Annotated in this window: 17 protein-coding genes; 11 read left to right on the top strand and 6 right to left on the bottom strand. The window is 33.8% G+C overall.

Translation table 11 applies throughout. The features are described 5' to 3' along the window. Nucleotides 1–68 precede the first annotated feature (68 nt). Nucleotides 69–2,168, top strand: coding sequence for a M3 family metallopeptidase (locus tag GX311_08385; GenBank protein ID NLK16399.1), 2,100 nt, complete (start codon nt 69–71; stop codon nt 2,166–2,168). A gap of 153 nt (nt 2,169–2,321) precedes the next feature. Next, the gene (locus GX311_08380; protein NLK16398.1) at nt 2,322–2,882 is read left to right on the top strand and encodes an acyltransferase; all 561 of its coding nucleotides are present in this window, start codon (nt 2,322–2,324) and stop codon (nt 2,880–2,882) included. Between the two features lie 35 nt (nt 2,883–2,917). Here GX311_08380 and GX311_08375 read toward each other — a convergent pair whose 3' ends face one another. Next, nucleotides 2,918–3,313: a hypothetical protein gene (locus tag GX311_08375; protein NLK16397.1), complete on the bottom strand. Its 396-nt coding sequence runs from the start codon at nt 3,311–3,313 to the stop codon at nt 2,918–2,920. A gap of 304 nt (nt 3,314–3,617) precedes the next feature. Between GX311_08375 and GX311_08370 the strand changes: the two genes are divergently transcribed. Next, a complete protein-coding gene (locus tag GX311_08370) occupies nt 3,618–4,496 on the top strand; it encodes a hypothetical protein (protein ID NLK16396.1) in 879 nt (292 codons plus the stop codon). A 4-nt stretch (nt 4,497–4,500) separates the two neighbouring features. After that, nucleotides 4,501–4,989: a hypothetical protein gene (locus tag GX311_08365; protein NLK16395.1), complete on the top strand. Its 489-nt coding sequence runs from the start codon at nt 4,501–4,503 to the stop codon at nt 4,987–4,989. Between the two features lie 63 nt (nt 4,990–5,052). Here the strand turns inward: GX311_08365 and GX311_08360 are convergent, their stop codons facing one another. Continuing rightward, entirely contained in the window at nt 5,053–5,730 is a 678-nt protein-coding gene (locus GX311_08360; GenBank protein NLK16394.1) for an RNA methyltransferase, read from the bottom strand. Nucleotides 5,731–5,947: 217 nt separating this feature from the next. On the opposite strand from GX311_08360, the gene GX311_08355 reads away from it, so the two are divergent. From GX311_08355 to GX311_08335, 5 genes are all read left to right on the top strand, one after another. After that, a complete protein-coding gene (locus GX311_08355) occupies nt 5,948–6,685 on the top strand; it encodes a C40 family peptidase (protein ID NLK16393.1) in 738 nt (245 codons plus the stop codon). Nucleotides 6,686–6,691: 6 nt separating this feature from the next. Then, nucleotides 6,692–7,126, top strand: a complete 435-nt coding sequence (locus GX311_08350; protein NLK16392.1) for an NUDIX hydrolase — start codon at nt 6,692–6,694, stop codon at nt 7,124–7,126. 22 nt (nt 7,127–7,148) lie between these two features. Further along, a complete protein-coding gene (locus GX311_08345) occupies nt 7,149–10,139 on the top strand; it encodes a serine hydrolase (protein ID NLK16391.1) in 2,991 nt (996 codons plus the stop codon). 350 nt (nt 10,140–10,489) lie between these two features. Beyond that, on the top strand, nt 10,490–10,762 hold the full coding sequence (locus tag GX311_08340; protein ID NLK16390.1) for an HU family DNA-binding protein: 273 nt from the start codon (nt 10,490–10,492) through the stop codon (nt 10,760–10,762). Between the two features lie 120 nt (nt 10,763–10,882). Continuing rightward, complete coding sequence (locus tag GX311_08335) at nt 10,883–12,052, top strand: pyridoxal phosphate-dependent aminotransferase (GenBank protein ID NLK16389.1); 1,170 nt, start codon at nt 10,883–10,885, stop codon at nt 12,050–12,052. Nucleotides 12,053–12,118: 66 nt separating this feature from the next. On the opposite strand, the gene GX311_08330 is transcribed toward GX311_08335, so the two are convergent. Continuing rightward, entirely contained in the window at nt 12,119–13,510 is a 1,392-nt protein-coding gene (locus GX311_08330; protein NLK16388.1) for a major facilitator superfamily domain-containing protein 1, read from the bottom strand. Nucleotides 13,511–13,672: 162 nt separating this feature from the next. Further along, nucleotides 13,673–13,945 (bottom strand): hypothetical protein, encoded by a 273-nt coding sequence (locus GX311_08325; protein ID NLK16387.1) that lies wholly within the window; start codon nt 13,943–13,945, stop codon nt 13,673–13,675. A gap of 184 nt (nt 13,946–14,129) precedes the next feature. Between GX311_08325 and ffh the strand changes: the two genes are divergently transcribed. Further along, complete coding sequence (ffh, locus tag GX311_08320) at nt 14,130–15,455, top strand: signal recognition particle protein (protein NLK16386.1); 1,326 nt, start codon at nt 14,130–14,132, stop codon at nt 15,453–15,455. 72 nt (nt 15,456–15,527) lie between these two features. After that, a complete protein-coding gene (locus GX311_08315) occupies nt 15,528–16,403 on the top strand; it encodes a bifunctional 5,10-methylene-tetrahydrofolate dehydrogenase/5,10-methylene-tetrahydrofolate cyclohydrolase (GenBank protein NLK16385.1) in 876 nt (291 codons plus the stop codon). A 2-nt stretch (nt 16,404–16,405) separates the two neighbouring features. Here GX311_08315 and kdsA read toward each other — a convergent pair whose 3' ends face one another. Continuing rightward, nucleotides 16,406–17,224: a 3-deoxy-8-phosphooctulonate synthase gene (gene kdsA / locus GX311_08310; protein ID NLK16384.1), complete on the bottom strand. Its 819-nt coding sequence runs from the start codon at nt 17,222–17,224 to the stop codon at nt 16,406–16,408. 19 nt (nt 17,225–17,243) lie between these two features. Beyond that, the gene (locus GX311_08305) at nt 17,244–18,152 is read right to left on the bottom strand and encodes a glycosyltransferase family 2 protein (protein ID NLK16383.1); all 909 of its coding nucleotides are present in this window, start codon (nt 18,150–18,152) and stop codon (nt 17,244–17,246) included. Between the last annotated feature and the right edge of the window lie 11 nt (nt 18,153–18,163).

The following is an 18,163-nucleotide window of genomic DNA, read 5'->3' as shown; positions in this document are numbered from 1 at the left end:
ATACATTACTTTTGTAAATCAATAAACACAAGCATTAAAACTGATACTAATTTTTAATACAATATAATATGAATATCAAAAATCTTTTAGCAATGCTAGCACTTACAGTAGCATTTGGGTGTACACAGAAGGTAGATAAAAACCCATTTTTATCGGAGTATAACACTCCATATCAAGTTCCTCCGTTCAATGAAATTAAAAACGAACACTACATACCTGCATATGAAGCCGGTATTCAAGAACACAAACTTGAAATTGAACAAATTATTACGAATACTGAAGAACCTACTTTTGCAAATACAATTGAAGCATTGGAATTTGCTGGTAAGACTTTACAAAAAGTACGAGCTGTTTTGAGTAATCTAAGAAGTAGTGCAACAAACGACGAACTGCAAGAGATTGCACGAGTAACATCACCAATGGTCTCTAATCATTACGATGAAATATACATGAACCCGGAGCTGTTTGCCCGTGTAAAGAGTGTATATGAAAACAAAGATTCTTTTGGACTAAATACCGAACAGTTAAAATTAGTTGAAAATACATATAAACAATTTGTTCGCGGTGGTGCCAATCTAAATGATGAAGATAAAGAAAAAATGAAACAAATTAATAGTGAATTATCTCTGTTATCAATCAGTTTCCGTGAGAATGTGAACAAGGATAACGACAGTTTCCAACTCATTATTGATAATGAAAGTGATTTAGAAGGATTACCACAAAGTGTACGCGATGCAGCTGCTCTGCTTGCAAAACAAAACAACAACGATGGCAAATGGCTATTTACATTAGATAACCCAAGCCGACTTCCATTTTTGCAATACAGCAGCAAACGCGAACTGCGAGAAAAAGTTTATAAAGCTTATGTAAAACGTGGTGACAATGATAATGAATACGATAACAAAGAAAATATTAAAAAAATACTATCCCTACGTTATCAAAAAGCTCAGCTATTAGGTTATAAAAATCATGCAGAGTACGTTTTGGAAGAACGTATGGCAAAATCTCCAGAACCTATTTTTGAACTTTGTAATGAGTTAATGAATCGCGGAACTATTGCAGCTAAGAATGAAGCTGCAGAAATGCAAAAACAGATTAAAGCCGAAGGAAACAACTTTAAGTTAGAGCCATGGGATTGGTGGTATTATGCTGAAAAAATTCGTAAACAAAAATTTGACATTGACGAAGATCAACTTCGCACATATTTCTCTCTTGAAAATGCTCTGAATGGAGTTTTTAGTGTATCTAACAAACTTTATGACCTTAACTTTAAACAAAGAGATGATATTCCACTATATCACGCTGATGCTCGTGTTTACGAAGTCACAGACAACGACAACCAAACAATAGGTATATTATATATGGACTTCCACCCACGCAAAGGGAAAAACGGCGGTGCTTGGATGAGTAGTTTTAGCAAACAATATAACAACAAAAAAGGTGAACGAGTTCCACCAGTAATTACAGTAGTTTGTAATTTCTCAAAACCAACAGAAAACACCCCTGCCCTACTCTCATTTGATGAAGTGAGTACACTATTCCACGAGTTTGGACACGCATTGCACGGATTATTAAGCCGTTGTCAATACTATTCGCTTTCAGGAACAGCAACACCACGAGATTTTGTGGAATTACCGTCACAAATTATGGAGAACTGGGCAGCTGAACCAGAAGTAATGAAAACCTATGCTTTCCATTACGAAACAGGCGAAGTTATACCTGATGAACTTATTGAAAAATTGGAAGCATCAGCCAAATTTAATCAAGGATTTGTAGTATCTGAATTCCAAGCTGCAGCCCTTTTAGATATGTACTGGCACACACTTGAAACAGAAGAGATTCCTGATATTTACGAATTTGAAGCTCAAATAAGAAGCAAAACAGGTTTAATATCAGAAATTGAATACAGATACAGAAGCACATATTTCAACCATATTTTCGCAGGAGGATATTCAGCTGGATATTACAGCTACACGTGGGCTGAAATACTTGATGCAGACGCATTTCAAGCATTCAAAGAGACTTCACTATTCGACAAAGAGACTGCTAACAAATTCAGAACAAATATCTTAGAACGTGGAGGTACCGAAGATGCCATGGATATGTACGTTAAATTTAGAGGAAGGAAACCCACTACTGACGCACTTATGCAAAGAAAAGGCATATAAAATCAGTAATACTTAAAAACTGATACAGCAAAGCCAACTAAAGATCTTTGGTTGGCTTTGTTGTATCCATTATACACATGCACTTTTTAAAACACTACTACTCTATTAATAAGAAATTCATTAATTTCGCAAACACAATATTTCAAAAAAACGATGACATTATCTTTCAAACAACGATTTGGAAAATTTCTTGCTAAACTATCCGGTTGGAAACTGATAGGGAATACCCCTGAAAAACAAAATTTCATTATGGCAGTACTCCCCCACACCAGCTATTGGGATTTTTTAGTGGGGAAAATGTTCAATTTATATTTAGGCTTTCCAATACACTTCCTAATAAAAAAAGAAGCTTTTTTCCCCCCACTAGGACTCATATTAAAAGCTGCCGGTGGTATCCCGATAGATAGAAAAAATCCAGGTACAACAATGGTGCAGATAATTGACCGCTTCCAAAATAGCAAGCAATTTGTTTTAGTAATTGCTCCGGAAGGAACTAGAAAAAAAGTAGCTAAATGGAAACCGGGATTTTGGTATTTTGCAACAAAAGCAAATGTGCCTATTGTGCCAATTGGACTGAACTACAAAACCAAAACATGTTACATAGATAAAGCAATATACATGACAGGCAATCAAAAAGATGACTTCGCTAAATTAAAAAGCATTTTCAGCTCACTAGATCTTCACGCAAAACACCCCGAAAGATCTATATATTAGAATTTTTTTCAATGTTTTTTTAAGAAATAGTACTGCTAATTTCTAGTAAATTGAGCAATAACATCTTCTTCAATACCAGCTACAGTATTGACTACATGATAATTTAAGTCTATCTTTTTAAAATCGGGCTGAATTTGACCCGAACCTCTAATATAGTAATTATCAACTAATTGAGGAGTAATAACAATTGTTAAATTATCAACTTTAATTAATGTTTCATTATGGCTGCCGGAACGATAAAGATTCGAAATAATATAAACGCTATCAAAAGCCTCGTGACTCCTAATGCTTAGGTTGTATCGCCTGTATGGTGTTAAATCTCCATACTCTTCAACCGACCACACACCTGTTATACCGTGGTACTCATTTTCATTTCTACAACTTAAAAATGATAAAGAAGATATTAATAGTAAGGCAAATATTTTTTTCATTAGATTAGCTTTATCAAAATCAATCTACTATGAGCAAAATTACACATTTTTTCTATGAATTGTTTTTTTTACTGTTTTTTTTCTATAATTAATTCTCGTGTTATGTGATTAATTTTTCGATAAGTAATATTCAAATCATTGCATAAAGTGGCGCAACCGAATATTGCTAACTAATTTCAAAATATGACACGCAAGTAGATTTTTATTTTTTTATCGATTAATAGTGATTATTTTTGAAGGAAAAAGAGTACCAATCATAATAAAGCCAAATTTATACGTTATAGATTAATCGTTTATTAAAAATATGATTCGAAATATAATTGTTGGATTTTTTACGATTTTGCTGATTTGTAGTTTTAAAACCTATTCTCAGGAAATTTCAAGTTTTAAAATTGTATCAGACAGTTTATATGATGTTTTTTATAACATTCGAAATATCAACGACTTTGACAAAAGAATAGAACTGTCGCAAAAAGTAGAGACGATACTCGACACATTACTACTTATTGAAGAGTCATTTAACTATCCTTTTGATACGTTGGGAAACATGATAACATGCTTATATTCAGATGATAAAGCTTGTCGTATAATTAATTGGAACATTCCACGTCGAGACGCTTCGTATATTTACTTTTGCTATATCCAACATTACGATAAAAAGAACAACAAGCTAACTACAACAAAATTGACTGATTGCCACAATAACATAGAAAACGCAGAGCACGTAATATTAAAACACGACAAATGGTATGGTGCTCTATATTATGAAATTATACCAACATTAGTCAATAAAAAAGAGATAGTCTACGTATTGCTTGGCTGGGAAGGATACTCTTTATTTGCTACCAGAAAAATTATTGATGTAATGCGTTTTGAAAATGGTGTACCATATTTTGGACACGAAATATTTCAAACCCCTTCGGGTAAAAAAAGTCGAATTATATTTACATATAATTATAGAGCCAAAATGAAATTAAACTGGGATAAAAATATTGGAATGATTGTCTTTGATAATTTAGAACAAATCCCTACTATGCCGTCAAATGTAGAAGGCAATATGGCTCCTACAATGTTTCACGACGCTCTAAAATGGGAAGATAATGTTTGGAAATATAAATCAAATATAGATATTAGACCTAACAAAAAAAGAAGGTCGAAAGTAAAGCCGTATCCTTATAAATAACTATATGATAGGAAGAAATACAATATTTTTTATTGATAGTGATGATGATTACCGTCAAGAACTAATTTCACATTTTGCTACATCAATCGAAGATTTTAAATTATGCGGAGTTAAAAACTTTGATGAGATGGAAAATTTGGTAGATAGAGGTTTTTTGAGGAAAAATAAAAATTTTTTGGTGGTATCCGATCATCTATTTAACAACAATGGACACTCTCTATTAAGTATTGTTACAACTTATTCAAAACCAAATTCTGTTCTTAAGATAATTGTTTATTCTTCAAACAGTGAAGAGATTGGAAACAACTCTAAAGAATTATCTAAGTTTAAAAAGCTGAAAGTTATTGCGCGAAACGATTTTAGCCTATATAGAATCCAAAACATAATCCGCAATAGTGTAAATCTCTCCGACTACAAGCGTACATTAATAGGGTTTGCTGTAAGTTTTCTAATTTTTATGATACTCGTGGTTTGGTTTTATCTAACTTACTAATTATAACAGGATTATAATTTTCACTGTTTAAGCTACACGACAACTTATTGAAATCAATCAAATTTAGGTCGGCTTATTTGTTTTAGAATATCTTTCAACTATTCTTTTACTATCTTTAATGCTTCTCATTAACCAAGATAACATAACTTCATTTTTCTCAGCATCACTAAGTCTCCAATCAATATCTAAATTTCTGATTTGCATTGAAAAATATTGCAATATTATGGCAGCTGAAACAGATATATTTAAACTCTCAGTAAAACCATACATCGGAATTTTAACAAACTCGTCTGCACTATCTAAAGCACTCTTACTCAACCCATTTAGCTCTGAGCCGAACATCAATACAAAAGGTCCTTTTTTTATGTCAAACTCAAATATCTGGCAATCATCTATATGCGGAGTTGTGGCAACAATCCTATAGCCTCTACTTCTTAATACTTTTAAACTATCTTTAAGTGGGGAGTCTCCACCGTATCTACTTATACTTAACCACTTATCCGAACCCATCGTGATCTCTTTGTCGGGACTAAACTCTGTACGCTTTTCTACGACATGAATATCTTGAATTCCAAAACAGTCACAACTTCGCAATACTGCACTTGCGTTGTGCGGTTGGTAAACGTCCTCTAATAAAACAGAAATATATCGTGTGCGATTATTTAACACCTTTAGAAACGTTTGAACTCTCTCATCAACCACAAAATCTTTTAAATACTCAACCAAATTACTTGTTTCCACGTATTTACAGTTTAATAGTTAAAATATTTTTCCAACAAACTAATTTTCTTATGCCAAACTACAATATTAACACAAATTGATGTAAAAAACATAAGCTACAATATTTTACTATTGCCAAATATTGCCGTAATGTTTGTTTCAGAGCTATTTTTATTATTTTTGTATGAACTTGTGTATTTTAAAATTCATCAAGTATTTAACATAAAATCAACATGTTATGTCTAGCGATAATCAAGCAAAAAAAATAATCATATGCTCTGTATCTGCTTTACCACTTCGTAGAGAACCTTATGAACAATCAGAAATGGTTTCACAAATACTTTACGGAGAAGAGGTTGAAATATTATCAGCACAAGATAATTGGCTCAACATAAGGATTTTATACGATGATTATGAAGGCTGGATTGATAAAAAATGTGTAGAAAAGATATCTGTTGGAGCCAACAATACGAAACTTATTTCTGATAAACTTTTTGAAAAACATACCATTAATAATAAGCTTGTATGGCTTCCTGCAGGAGCTGAATATTATACAGAAAAAGAACAAGTAAAAACAGAAACGAAACAGCCAACAATTCAAAGTATTATAAAAACAGCTGAAATGTTTTTAGGTGTTCCTTACCTGTGGGGCGGTCGCTCGGCGTTTGGTTGCGATTGTTCAGGTTTTGTTCAAACTGTGTTCAAAATCAACAATATTAAACTCCCTCGCGATGCATATATGCAAGTTGAATATGGCGAAACTATAAACTTTTTTGATATGATAAAACCCGCTGATTTGGTTTTCTTTGGCGACATTGAAAAAATAACTCACGTTGGCATTGCCCTAGAAGACAACAAGATTATACACTCATCGGGCAGCGTTAGAATTGACTCTCTAAATCATCAAGGTATATATAATAACGATATAAAGAGCTACACACACCACTTAAGAATCATAAAACGATTGAATATCTAATTAAATATGGCTTTTACATACCAATACCCCAGACCGGCAGTCACTGCCGATATTGTTTTGATTGACAAAAATGATTGCAACCTCTCTGTTCTGCTTATTCAAAGAAAAAATCCCCCCTATCAAAATCAGTGGGCATTTCCAGGAGGATTTATGGAAATGAACGAAACACTAATCGAAACAGCACATCGCGAACTGTTTGAAGAGACAGGTGTAAAAAATGTTAAATTAACACAATTCAAAACTTACGATGCAATTGACCGCGATCCTCGTCATAGAACAATTTCAACTGTATTTATTGGATATTTCAACAAAACCAGCCTTGTTTCTGCAGGAGACGATGCATTGAATGCTAAATGGTTCTCTATTAATGAAATACCTCCCTTAGCTTTCGATCATGCTTTAATCTTAAAAGATATCTTGTCATATATTTCTCAAAGCTAATATCATATATATGCAACTAAAAATGAGACTATTAACCACTTTGGTTTTATTAATTATATTGTTTGGATCAACATATCCCAACACTTATAAAAGTTTTAATGAGCGTGTTAAAAACATTGACAACATAGAATCTGAACCTTTTATTATTGATACAGCAAATCATTGGGTTGATTCTGTGTTTAACTCACTAACTCTACGCGAACGTATTGGACAGTTGATGATGATTAGTGCCTACTCAAACCAAGGCACAGAACATATTAATGCCATATCAGGGCAGATAAAAAAGTACAATATAGGCGGAGTAATTTTTATGAAGGGCTCTCCTATTAGGCAAGCTATATTCACAAATCATATTCAGTCAATTGCAAAAACACCACTACTAATAGCAATTGACGGCGAATGGGGTTTGTCAATGAGATTAGACAGTATCAAACCTTTTCCACGTCAAATGATGTTAGGGGCAATTAATAATGAGGAACTGATATACGATATGGGCACTGAAATAGCCCGTCAGTGTCGTCTTATGGGAATACATATAAACTTTGCACCTGTTCTCGATATAAATAACAATCCTAAAAACCCTGTGATAAACAGTCGCTCTTTTGGAGAAGACAAGAAACAAGTTTTAAGACGAGGTTACGCATATATGGCCGGCATGCAAGACAATGGACTGCTCGTATCAGCAAAACATTTTCCTGGACATGGCGATACCGACACCGATTCACACCATAATCTTCCTGTTCTCAATCATTCGCGTAAACATCTTGAACAAAATGAGCTATATCCTTTTAAACACCTTATAGACTTGGGATTAACAGGAATTATGGTAGCGCACATGCATATAACAGCATTTAATCCTTCTCAGGCAATTCCTGCAACTTTGTCCAAAGAAATCGTAACCGACTTATTAATAGATAAATACGGATTTAAGGGTATAATCTATACCGACGCAATGAATATGGGTGGAGTTGCTAATAAATATAAACCCGAAGAAGCTGCGCTTATGGCTTTTAAGGCAGGCAACGATATTATTTTATTTCCACCAGACGTTGAAAAGTCAATAAAGAGAATTGAAAAGGCTGTTAAAAACAAAGAAATTGATATCAAGGAAATCAACAGAAGATGTAAAAAAATATTGGGAGCAAAATTCTATGCGCACCTGAATGAATATAAACCAATTGAAACTGACAACCTTATAGCCGATTTACAAACAGGTGAAACAGAATACCTTAATCATTCTATAGCAGCCGAAGCAATAACACTATTATCAAATCACAATGATTTAATCCCTTTGCAATCAGTTGAAAACGATTTGTACGTTATCAATATTGAGTCGTCTGAAAACAATAACTTTATCAACCGAGCAAAAAATTATTCACAAATAAGTTGTAATACAGTAACAAAACATACAACCGCTCCCGAAAAACAGCTTATAATTAATAAAGCATCAACATTGCCATATGTGGTTATTGCATGGCATGGAATTTCTCAATATCCTGCTAATAATTATGGTGTAAGCTCTCAAATCATTGAATTTATAAATAATATATCAAAAAACAGTAAAGTAATATTAGTGGTATTTGGCAATCCTTATGTTTTAAATAGTGTTCAAACTAAACAGATAAACTCAATTATAGTTACTTACGAAGATAATCCTTATACAAATGATTATGCAGCACAAACCATTTTTGGTGGCATTGATACGAAAGGCAAACTCCCTGTTTCGTTAGAAGAGTTCAAAGTCAACACGGGACTGACAACAAAAAAAACAAGATTGGGATTTATTCATCCAAAAACAATTGGGGCAGATATTTCTAAATTAAACGAAATAGATGATTTAATGAACAGTGCTATAATCAATAAAATGACCCCAGGAGCTCAAGTTTTGTGCGCGAAAAACGGCTATGTGTTTTATAACAAAAACATTGGATACCACACCTACGATTCAATTATCGCCGTTTCTGACAATAGTATTTACGATTTAGCTTCACTTACTAAAATATTGGTTACCACACCATTATTAATGCATCTATATGAACAGAAAAAACTAAAACTTAATACGCCATTGGGGCACTATTTGCCATTAGAGCCTGATAAGCTCGATATTCCGATAATTGATATGCTAGCACATCAGGCTAAATTCAAACCTTGGATACCTTTTTATAGGTTAACTCTTGATGATTCATTAAATTACAAACCGGGATACTATTCGACTATCGACACAGGAAATTTTTTTATTCCCGTAGCAAAAAACCTGTTTACTATTCCCGAAATAGCTGATACCATATTCCATATACTTGACACAACCCCATTAAATCCCAAAAAGGAATACCTATACAGTGACATTCCATTTTATCATTTTATGCATTTAATTGAATACATTGAATATAAAGAGATTGACGAACTTATTGATAGCCTATTTTATAAACCCCTTTCACTAAATAATTTAAAGTTTTATCCGTCAAAGCATTTTGATATAGATAGAATCGTACCTACCGAAAACGATACAATATTTAGGAAACAGCTAATACATGGATATGTACACGATCAAGGTGCTGCATTATTAGGTGGGAAAAGTGGTCATGCCGGATTGTTCGGCAATGCGACAGAAGTTGCAATATTTGGACAAATGCTATTGAATAAAGGAGAGTATGGTAATAGACATTATTTCGATAAAAGCACAGTTGACTTCTTTACAACAGCACATTTTGCCAATGATAATAACAGACGTGGCTTAGGTTTCGATAAACCTGAAATTAAAAAAAACACGTTGGGTCCAACCTTTAACGAAATATCTCAGTCTAGCTACGGACACACAGGATTTACAGGCACATACTTTTGGATTGACCCTGAAAAACAAATTATCTATGTTTTCTTATCAAATAGAATTTATCCAGATGCAAATAACAAAAAACTAAGCAAATACAATATCAGGACAAGAGTACATAGCAAATTTTATGAAGCTTTTACTCAAAGCTCACAATTTTTGATATCAGATAACGAAATACAATAGTTTATTTAACAATTACCCCACTATTCTAGCATTTTTTTTTAAAATTTAAAAATTAACAATTCGTTAACATTATTTTTGTAAAAACATCTCAAAAATATAATTCAAACTATTATTTACACTCTATGATTTTTATATCGCATTGACAATTAACATATTACATATTAATAGAGATTTAATCTTTTAATAAAAAAACAATCTCAATGCACGTTATTACCTTTTATATCCTGATATACAGAGCATTTTTTTTAAAAATTAGTGTAAATTTTTGCATAAAAATTTGCCAAACATTCGAAATAGTATATATTTGCATAAAACAGAGATAATTGATTTTTTAACTTAAAAGAGACACTATGAACAAAGCACAATTAATTGATGCAATGGCAGCAAAAGCTGGCTTGACAAAAACCGACACAAAAAAAGCTCTAGAAGCTTTCATGGAATCAGTATCAGATGCACTAAAAGCCGGAGATCGCGTAGGTCTTGTGGGTTTTGGTTCTTTTAGCGTTGCAAAACGCAAAGCTCGCACTGGTAGAAATCCAAAAACTCGTCAAAAAATTCAAATTCCTGCTAAAAACACTGTTAAATTTAAAGCAGGTAGCGAACTTTCAAATGGTGTAAATTAATTTACTAAACACCATGTAAAAAAAGAAGCCGTTTCGTTTCGAGGCGGCTTCTTTTTATTTAGAACTAGTCACCACTCAACTGTATTATATTTGTATGCTAATGAACTCAAACAAATTTTTATGCAAAACTTCGATGAAATAATTGACCGTAAAAATACAAATTGCGTTAAGCATGACGGTATGGAATCCTTTATTGGAGCAAAAGATGCTATTCCCATGTGGGTTGCCGACATGGATTTCAGAACGCCAAAATTCATTATCGATTCAATAAAAAAGAGATTAGAACACGAAATATTAGGCTACACTTTTAGGAGCGATATTTTTTATAAGAGTATAATTGACTGGCATAAAAGAAGACATGGTTGGCAATTAAAAAAAGAGTGGTTGTCGTTTTCTCCGGGTGTCGTTGCTGGATTTGCCATTGCGATTGAGCAACTTACAGATATTGGCGATAAAATAATTGTTCAGCCACCTGTTTATTTTCCGTTTTTTCAAACAATTAACGCTTTAAATAGAGTAACCGTTAACAATCCTCTTAAATTAGAAAACGGCAGATTAAATATGGACTTCGACAATCTGTCCAATATAATTGACAATAAAACTAAAGCAATAATAATCAGTAACCCTCACAATCCGGGTGGAACTGTTTGGACCAAACAAGAACTGCTAACATTAAATGATATTTGCTTAAAAAACAATATATTAGTGATCTCTGACGAGATTCACGCCGATATTGTTTATCAGCCACATAAATATACACCTTTTGCCAGCATTTCCAAGGAAGCATCTATGAATTCTATAACCGTAATGTCGCACAGTAAAACATTCAACATTGCGGGTCTCAGCACATCTTACGTGTTTACGGAAAACAAGCTGATGTTAGAAAAATATAATAAACTGCTAAACACTTATCATTTAAATGGTGGTAATATTTTTGGAACAGAGGCTTTAATCGCTGCATATAATTATGGTGAGGAGTGGCTCGAAGATTTAATATCTTATCTATCTGGCAATATCGAATTTGTTGATAATTACCTTAAACAGAAAATTCCAAAAATAAAAGCTATAATCCCGGAATCAACGTTCCTAATTTGGTTAGATTGTCGAGATCTTGGGCTTAATTCAAATGAATTAAAAGATTTCTTTTACAACAAGTCAAAAGTAGCTGTCAATGAGGGGATCTCTTTTGGACAAGAAGGCGAGGGTTTTATGCGTCTTAATATTGGTACCCCACGTTCAATAGTTGAAAAGGCAATGACACAAATTAAACATGCTTATGATAAGTTGTAGATTGGTTAAAAAACAAAAAAACGGCTGAAATTCAGCCGTTTTTTTGGGTTAAACCTATAATTTACTTTATGCTTTATTTGGTAAGTCTAGTCCAAATCCACGTTTTTTATCAACTCTTCTTAAAACTAAACTTAAGATTATTGCAGCCAACCCAAATCCTGCAAACACTAACTCAGGAACTGTATAATTGTATGCAGAAGCATCCATTGTGCCTGCTCGAATTGCTTCAGAAACACCAGGATTTGTTGATGTTAAAACGTATCCTATCAACATTGGAACACCCCACAAGCCTATATTCTGAATCCAAAATATTAATCCATAAGCTGAGCCTAAGTAACGATTTTCCACAATTTTAGGAACAGAGGGCCACATTGATGCAGGCACTAATGAGAAAGCTATTCCAAGAATTACTATTGTGAATATTGCTGTAAATGCATTAAATGATTCAGTTGGAACCAATGCAAATATTAGATGTGATATTGTTAACAAAATAGCTCCATACAACATCATTTTTGCACCTAAACCTTTTTTATCTAAGAAATATCCAATGAAAGGTGTCAAAATCATTGCTCCAATCGGAAACATCGACACATATCTAGAAGCAATAGCCTCCTCAACCATTAATTTACTGGCTAACATCTGCGGAGCGAATCGTTGGAATGGAAAAATTGCTGAATAAAACAGTACACATAAACCTGCAATAGCCAAGAATCCTGGATTTGAAAAAATCTTTCCAATATCACTAATTTTAAATTCATCTTCTGGATTTGATGTTTCAGCGATCTTTTCTTGCTTATCGAGTTTCGCATCCATAAATGTGTATATCAAAAACGTCAAGAATCCAATACACAAGAAAGCTGTACCCCAAATAAATGAACTAGAGGGTCCATTGTATTTCTCCGCAATAATTGGAGATAACCACATTACTGCAAAAACGCCCAAACGTGCAATTGCCATTTCCAACCCCATTGCCAAAGCCAACTCTTTGCCTTGGAACCATTTCACAATTGTTTTCGATACGGTTATTCCCGCCATTTCTACACCAACTCCGAAAACCGCAAAGCCCAAACAGGCTACCCAAACAGTATTGGGATATGTCATCCAAAACAGAGTGCTATGAGAATCAATATCAACAAATTTCAGAGCATAAACTTTAATCAAAGCACCAATAATCATGGTCAACCCTGAAGTTAACAAGGTGAAACGTATTCCCATTTTATCGAGAATAATTCCAGAAATGATTAGAAATCCTAAAAAGACGTTGAAAAAGAATTCCTGTCCTCCATAAAACCCGAATGCTTCGGAACTCCAACCATAATCTCTTTCAAACATCGTTTTTAACGGCGATGCAATATCAACAAAGAAATAAGCAAAAAACATTGTTGATGATATTAATGCTAACACAATCCAACGCGCCGTTGCCGAATCACGCAACGACTTTTTAATAGCTTCTGTCATATTATTTAAAATTAGTTTGTAAAATTATTTTTTGGCAAATGTAATACATTTATTGCCTTGCGGCTTTTAGTTTTAATTATTTTTCGCTTAAAAATATATTTTTTGTAAATAAAAAAACGAACCAAAATATTAGTTCGCTAACATCGTTAATTTTAGTTTTGATCAGCTTTCCCCAATTATTTTACATAATCGTTTATTTAACTCATCAACCTCATGAAGAAAATCTTCTTCTATTTTCTTATAATCCTTTTTACTTAAATCCTTTTCATTTACTTTCTGCAAATATTTTATACGAGTATTATAAACATCTCCATAAAGTTCCTGAGACTCAGTATGGTTTTTATCTAAATTAAGACCTACGTATAGTTCTATATCGTAATTTATTTCATCAATTATTGCGTTAATAAACTTTTTTAAATCTTTTATACTTGCCATAGTCTTTAATTTGTCGTTATTTTTTAGATAAGCGTCAGCAATATTAAAAAAAATAAAATAATCATCCAAAATAAAAACAGAATATTATTTGATGTCAATATCAGTAAACTGTAAAACCCACTTTCAAAAATAAAAAAATAGAGCTATTTTTGTGTGATTTTACATGTTTTAAGTCATAAATATTATGTTTGAAAATTTAGCAGAAAGATTAGAGAGATCATTTAAAATACTTAAAGGACAAGGTAGTATAACAGAAATTAACGTTGCCGAAACACTTAAAGATGTTCGTAGAGCACTTATTGAAGCTGACGTTAACTACAAAACTGCCAAGCAATTTACCGATGATGTAAAAAAGAAAGCAATTGGCGCTAACGTGCTAAAAGCGTTGAAACCCAATCAGGTAATGATAAAAATCGTTCACGATGAATTAATTGCCTTGATGGGTAGCGAAAAGGCTGATATAAACCTAAAGGGTCAACCTGCCATAATTCTTATGTCGGGACTGCAAGGTAGTGGTAAAACCACATTTTCCGGCAAACTTGCCAATATGCTGAAAACCAAACGTTGGCGTAAACCACTATTAGTTGCGTGCGACGTTTACAGACCAGCTGCTATTGAACAACTACATATTTTAGGCGAACAGATTGACGTTCCCGTATTTAGCAATCCCGACTCTAAAGAACCTATAAAAATTGCACAAGATGCTGTTAAAGAAGCCAAGTTAAAAGGCTACGATACTGTTATTATTGATACCGCAGGACGTTTGGCTATCGACCAAGTGATGATGGACGAAATATCGGGCATTAAAAAAGCTATAAATCCGGGAGAAATTTTATTTGTTGTTGACTCAATGACCGGTCAAGATGCCGTTAACACAGCAAAAGAGTTTAACGACAGATTAGACTTCGACGGTGTAGTCCTTACAAAACTTGACGGTGATACGCGTGGTGGTGCCGCCATATCAATTAAATCTGTTGTTAACAAGCCTATAAAATTTATTGGTACGGGCGAAAAAATGGAAGCAATCGACGTTTTTTACCCCGAGCGAATGGCGGACCGTATCTTGGGTATGGGAGACGTTGTCTCTTTAGTTGAACGCGTTCAAGAGCAGTACGACCAAGAGATGGCTGCCTCGCTTACAAAAAAACTAAGCAAGGGACAATTCAATTTCAACGATTTCTTAGCGCAAATTGCTCAAATTAAAAAAATGGGTAATTTTAAAGAGCTCGCCTCAATGATACCTGGTGTAGGCAAAGCAATGAGAAATATGGATATTGACGACGATGCATTTAAAAGTATTGAAGCCATTATTTTCTCTATGACACCACAAGAGCGAGAAAATCCCGCAATACTCAATGGATCAAGACGCAAAAGAATTGCAGACGGCTCTGGAACAACCGTTGCCGATGTAAACAAACTTTTAAAACAGTTCGAGGATACCAAAAAAATGATGAAAATGGTTTCGTCAGGCAATATGCCGCAAATGATGAGAAATATGCCAAGAAGATAGCCATAGGCTAAATCTTAAATTATATATTAATAAAATCACCTATCAGAAATTAACAGATTAACAATATATCACATGGAATTAATTGATGGAAGAAAAGTATCTCAGACTATTAAAGATGAGATAGCCGCTGAGGTTTTAAATATAAAAACTAAAGGAGGAAAAGTTCCACACTTAGCCGTAATTTTAGTGGGAAATGATGGTGGAAGCAGAACATACGTCAATAGTAAAGTTAAAACTTGTGGGGAACTTGGTTTTAAATCAACAAAATTAGAATATACTGATACGATATCAGAACAAGAGCTTTTAGATAAAATTCACGAAATTAACAACGACAAAGATATTGATGGATTATTGATACAACTGCCTCTGCCTGAGCATATCTCAGAAACCAAAGTGTTAGAAGCTATAGACCCAGCTAAAGATGTCGATGGGTTTCACCCAATAAATATGGGACGAATGTTAGCAGGAATACCCTCTTTTTTACCTGCAACACCTGCGGGAATTATCGAGCTTTTAGCCAGATATAATATAGAAACAAGTGGTAAACATTGTGTTGTTTTAGGGAGATCACACATTGTAGGTACACCTGTAAGTGTACTTTTGTCTCGCAAAGCGAAAACAGGAAATTGTACTGTAACTCTCTGTCATAGTAGAACTAAAGATATAAAACAACATACTCTACAAGCGGATATAATAGTTGCAGCCTTGGGACAACCCGGATTTTTAAAAGCCGATATGGTAAAAGAGGGTGTTGTGGTTATTGATGTAGGAACAACATATGTGCCCGACAGCTCCACCAAAAGCGGATGGAGACTTAGAGGGGACGTAGATTTTGACGAAGTTGCTCCAAAATGTAGCTACATCACACCAGTTCCCGGCGGAGTTGGTCCTATGACAATAGCTATGTTGATGAAAAACACGCTTTTGTCAGTAAAAAACAGAAAATAGAGTTAAAAGTTATTTATCGCCTGTCTGATAGCGACTAAACGTTCAAGTAATCCACCAATTAAGTCTAATCGAAGCATATTAGCACCATCGCTTTTTGCGATACTTGGGTCGGGGTGTGTTTCTATAAAAAGTCCATCTGTTCCGACTGCTACGGCGGCACGTGCGATAGTTTCTATTAAATTGGGAAGTCCCCCTGTTACACCACTTGTGGTATTTGGTTGTTGTAGAGAATGAGTAACGTCAACAACTACAGGATAGCCTGTTTGTTGCATTATCGGAATACTTCTCATATCGACTATCAAATCGTGATAACCAAAAGTAGAGCCACGTTCGGTTAGCATGATTTGTCTGTTTCCTGCATCGCTAACTTTTTTTGCAGCAAACTCCATAGCTCCCGGAGCCAAAAATTGACCTTTTTTAATATTCACAATCTTTTTTGTTTGTGCTGCAGCGACCAAAAGATCTGTTTGACGGCATAGAAAGGCAGGAATTTGAACTATATCAACAACTTCAGCTGCCACTGCTGCCTCTTCGGGCAGATGAATGTCTGTTACAATAGGTAATTCTAATTCATTTTTAACTTTTTGAAGTATTTTAAGTGCCTCTTGGTCTCCTAAACCTGTAAAGCTGTCAATGCGAGAACGATTGGCTTTTCGATACGATGATTTAAAAACAAACGGTATCTTTAATTCTGTAGTAACTTTTTTTAAATGCTCAGCTGTGCGCATTGTAATATCCTCGTTTTCAACCACACAAGGACCGGCTAACAGAAAAAAATTACCATCTCTAAAATTCTTAATATTAGGTAATGTGTTTAACATATCTATTTGTATAACTGTTTTACTCTTTTCTTGTCTTTTTTATAGCACTTAAAGCTACACATAATTTGTAATAATCAAACAAAATAAGGTTAGGAATATTGCTTTTCAGGTTTTGCTCAACAACTTTGCGCAAAATAAAAAAAGATAATAGTATTAGACCACGAATTATTAGCTTATTGAACTTTTGGGCTGTCTTTAACAATTTAACAGTCGCCTCAAAATCAACAGAGTAGTCCATACGTTTCCACAAGGCTATTAAGTTTTCAATACCTATCCTCGTTTTTGTTAAAAACTCTTGCGAAGTCTCTAATCCATCGTGTTGTACAGGATTATCGATGTGCAATATTGGATATTTTCTTTTTCTCAACTGATATCCAAACTTTGTATCCTCATGACCATATCCGTCTATCTGCTCATCAAAAGGGTTTTCAATCATTAAGTCACGCGGAATTAGAACATTCCCAGTCATAAATGATCTATACGGATATAGTTGACGTTCTTTTGCAGGAACTGTTTCACGTTGTCTGCCGTACTTCCATCTCAATTTATAAGAAACATCTGGCAACTCATCAGCATATTCTACACCTCCTACAACCACTTTATTATCAGTATGATAATCGTAGTAATCTTTTATAAAATTTGATTTAATGACTTTTACGTCTCCATCTAAAAACAGAATCGAATCTCCTAGTGATTCTTTTGCCAATTTATTACGAATTGCTGACCTGCCGATATTTTCAGGCAACTCATTGTATATCACACCATCATAATTGCCAATTGAACGATTTTCTTCGCGAAAATCCTCGTTTGATTTGTCGTCATAAACACGTATCTCCACATCAAGATTAAACATCTTAACCTGTTTCGAAAGTTCTGCTATCAATTCACGTATATACGTGTTATACACTGGGATACAAACGGAAAGCATATTGCTTATTA

The sequence above is a fragment of the Bacteroidales bacterium genome, assembly GCA_012519055.1.
Taxonomy (GTDB): domain Bacteria; phylum Bacteroidota; class Bacteroidia; order Bacteroidales; family Salinivirgaceae; genus JAAYQU01.
Note: the sequence above shows the minus strand (reverse complement) of the source record. Positions and strands in the feature narration are given on the sequence as shown.

Excerpts from the sequence above, each read along its gene's own strand:
- GX311_08385 (NLK16399.1), top strand. The coding sequence starts at position 69 with ATGAATATCAAAAATCTTTTAGCAATGCTAGCACTTACAGTAGCATTT.
- GX311_08380 (NLK16398.1), top strand. The coding sequence starts at position 2,322 with ATGACATTATCTTTCAAACAACGATTTGGAAAATTTCTTGCTAAACTA.
- GX311_08375 (NLK16397.1), bottom strand. The coding sequence starts at position 3,313 with ATGAAAAAAATATTTGCCTTACTATTAATATCTTCTTTATCATTTTTA.
- GX311_08370 (NLK16396.1), top strand. The coding sequence starts at position 3,618 with ATGATTCGAAATATAATTGTTGGATTTTTTACGATTTTGCTGATTTGT.
- GX311_08365 (NLK16395.1), top strand. The coding sequence starts at position 4,501 with ATGATAGGAAGAAATACAATATTTTTTATTGATAGTGATGATGATTAC.
- GX311_08355 (NLK16393.1), top strand. The coding sequence starts at position 5,948 with ATGTCTAGCGATAATCAAGCAAAAAAAATAATCATATGCTCTGTATCT.
- GX311_08350 (NLK16392.1), top strand. The coding sequence starts at position 6,692 with ATGGCTTTTACATACCAATACCCCAGACCGGCAGTCACTGCCGATATT.
- GX311_08345 (NLK16391.1), top strand. The coding sequence starts at position 7,149 with ATGAGACTATTAACCACTTTGGTTTTATTAATTATATTGTTTGGATCA.
- GX311_08340 (NLK16390.1), top strand. The coding sequence starts at position 10,490 with ATGAACAAAGCACAATTAATTGATGCAATGGCAGCAAAAGCTGGCTTG.
- GX311_08335 (NLK16389.1), top strand. The coding sequence starts at position 10,883 with ATGCAAAACTTCGATGAAATAATTGACCGTAAAAATACAAATTGCGTT.
- GX311_08330 (NLK16388.1), bottom strand. The coding sequence starts at position 13,510 with ATGACAGAAGCTATTAAAAAGTCGTTGCGTGATTCGGCAACGGCGCGT.
- GX311_08325 (NLK16387.1), bottom strand. The coding sequence starts at position 13,945 with ATGGCAAGTATAAAAGATTTAAAAAAGTTTATTAACGCAATAATTGAT.
- ffh (NLK16386.1), top strand. The coding sequence starts at position 14,130 with ATGTTTGAAAATTTAGCAGAAAGATTAGAGAGATCATTTAAAATACTT.
- GX311_08315 (NLK16385.1), top strand. The coding sequence starts at position 15,528 with ATGGAATTAATTGATGGAAGAAAAGTATCTCAGACTATTAAAGATGAG.
- kdsA (NLK16384.1), bottom strand. The coding sequence starts at position 17,224 with ATGTTAAACACATTACCTAATATTAAGAATTTTAGAGATGGTAATTTT.
- GX311_08305 (NLK16383.1), bottom strand. The coding sequence starts at position 18,152 with ATGCTTTCCGTTTGTATCCCAGTGTATAACACGTATATACGTGAATTG.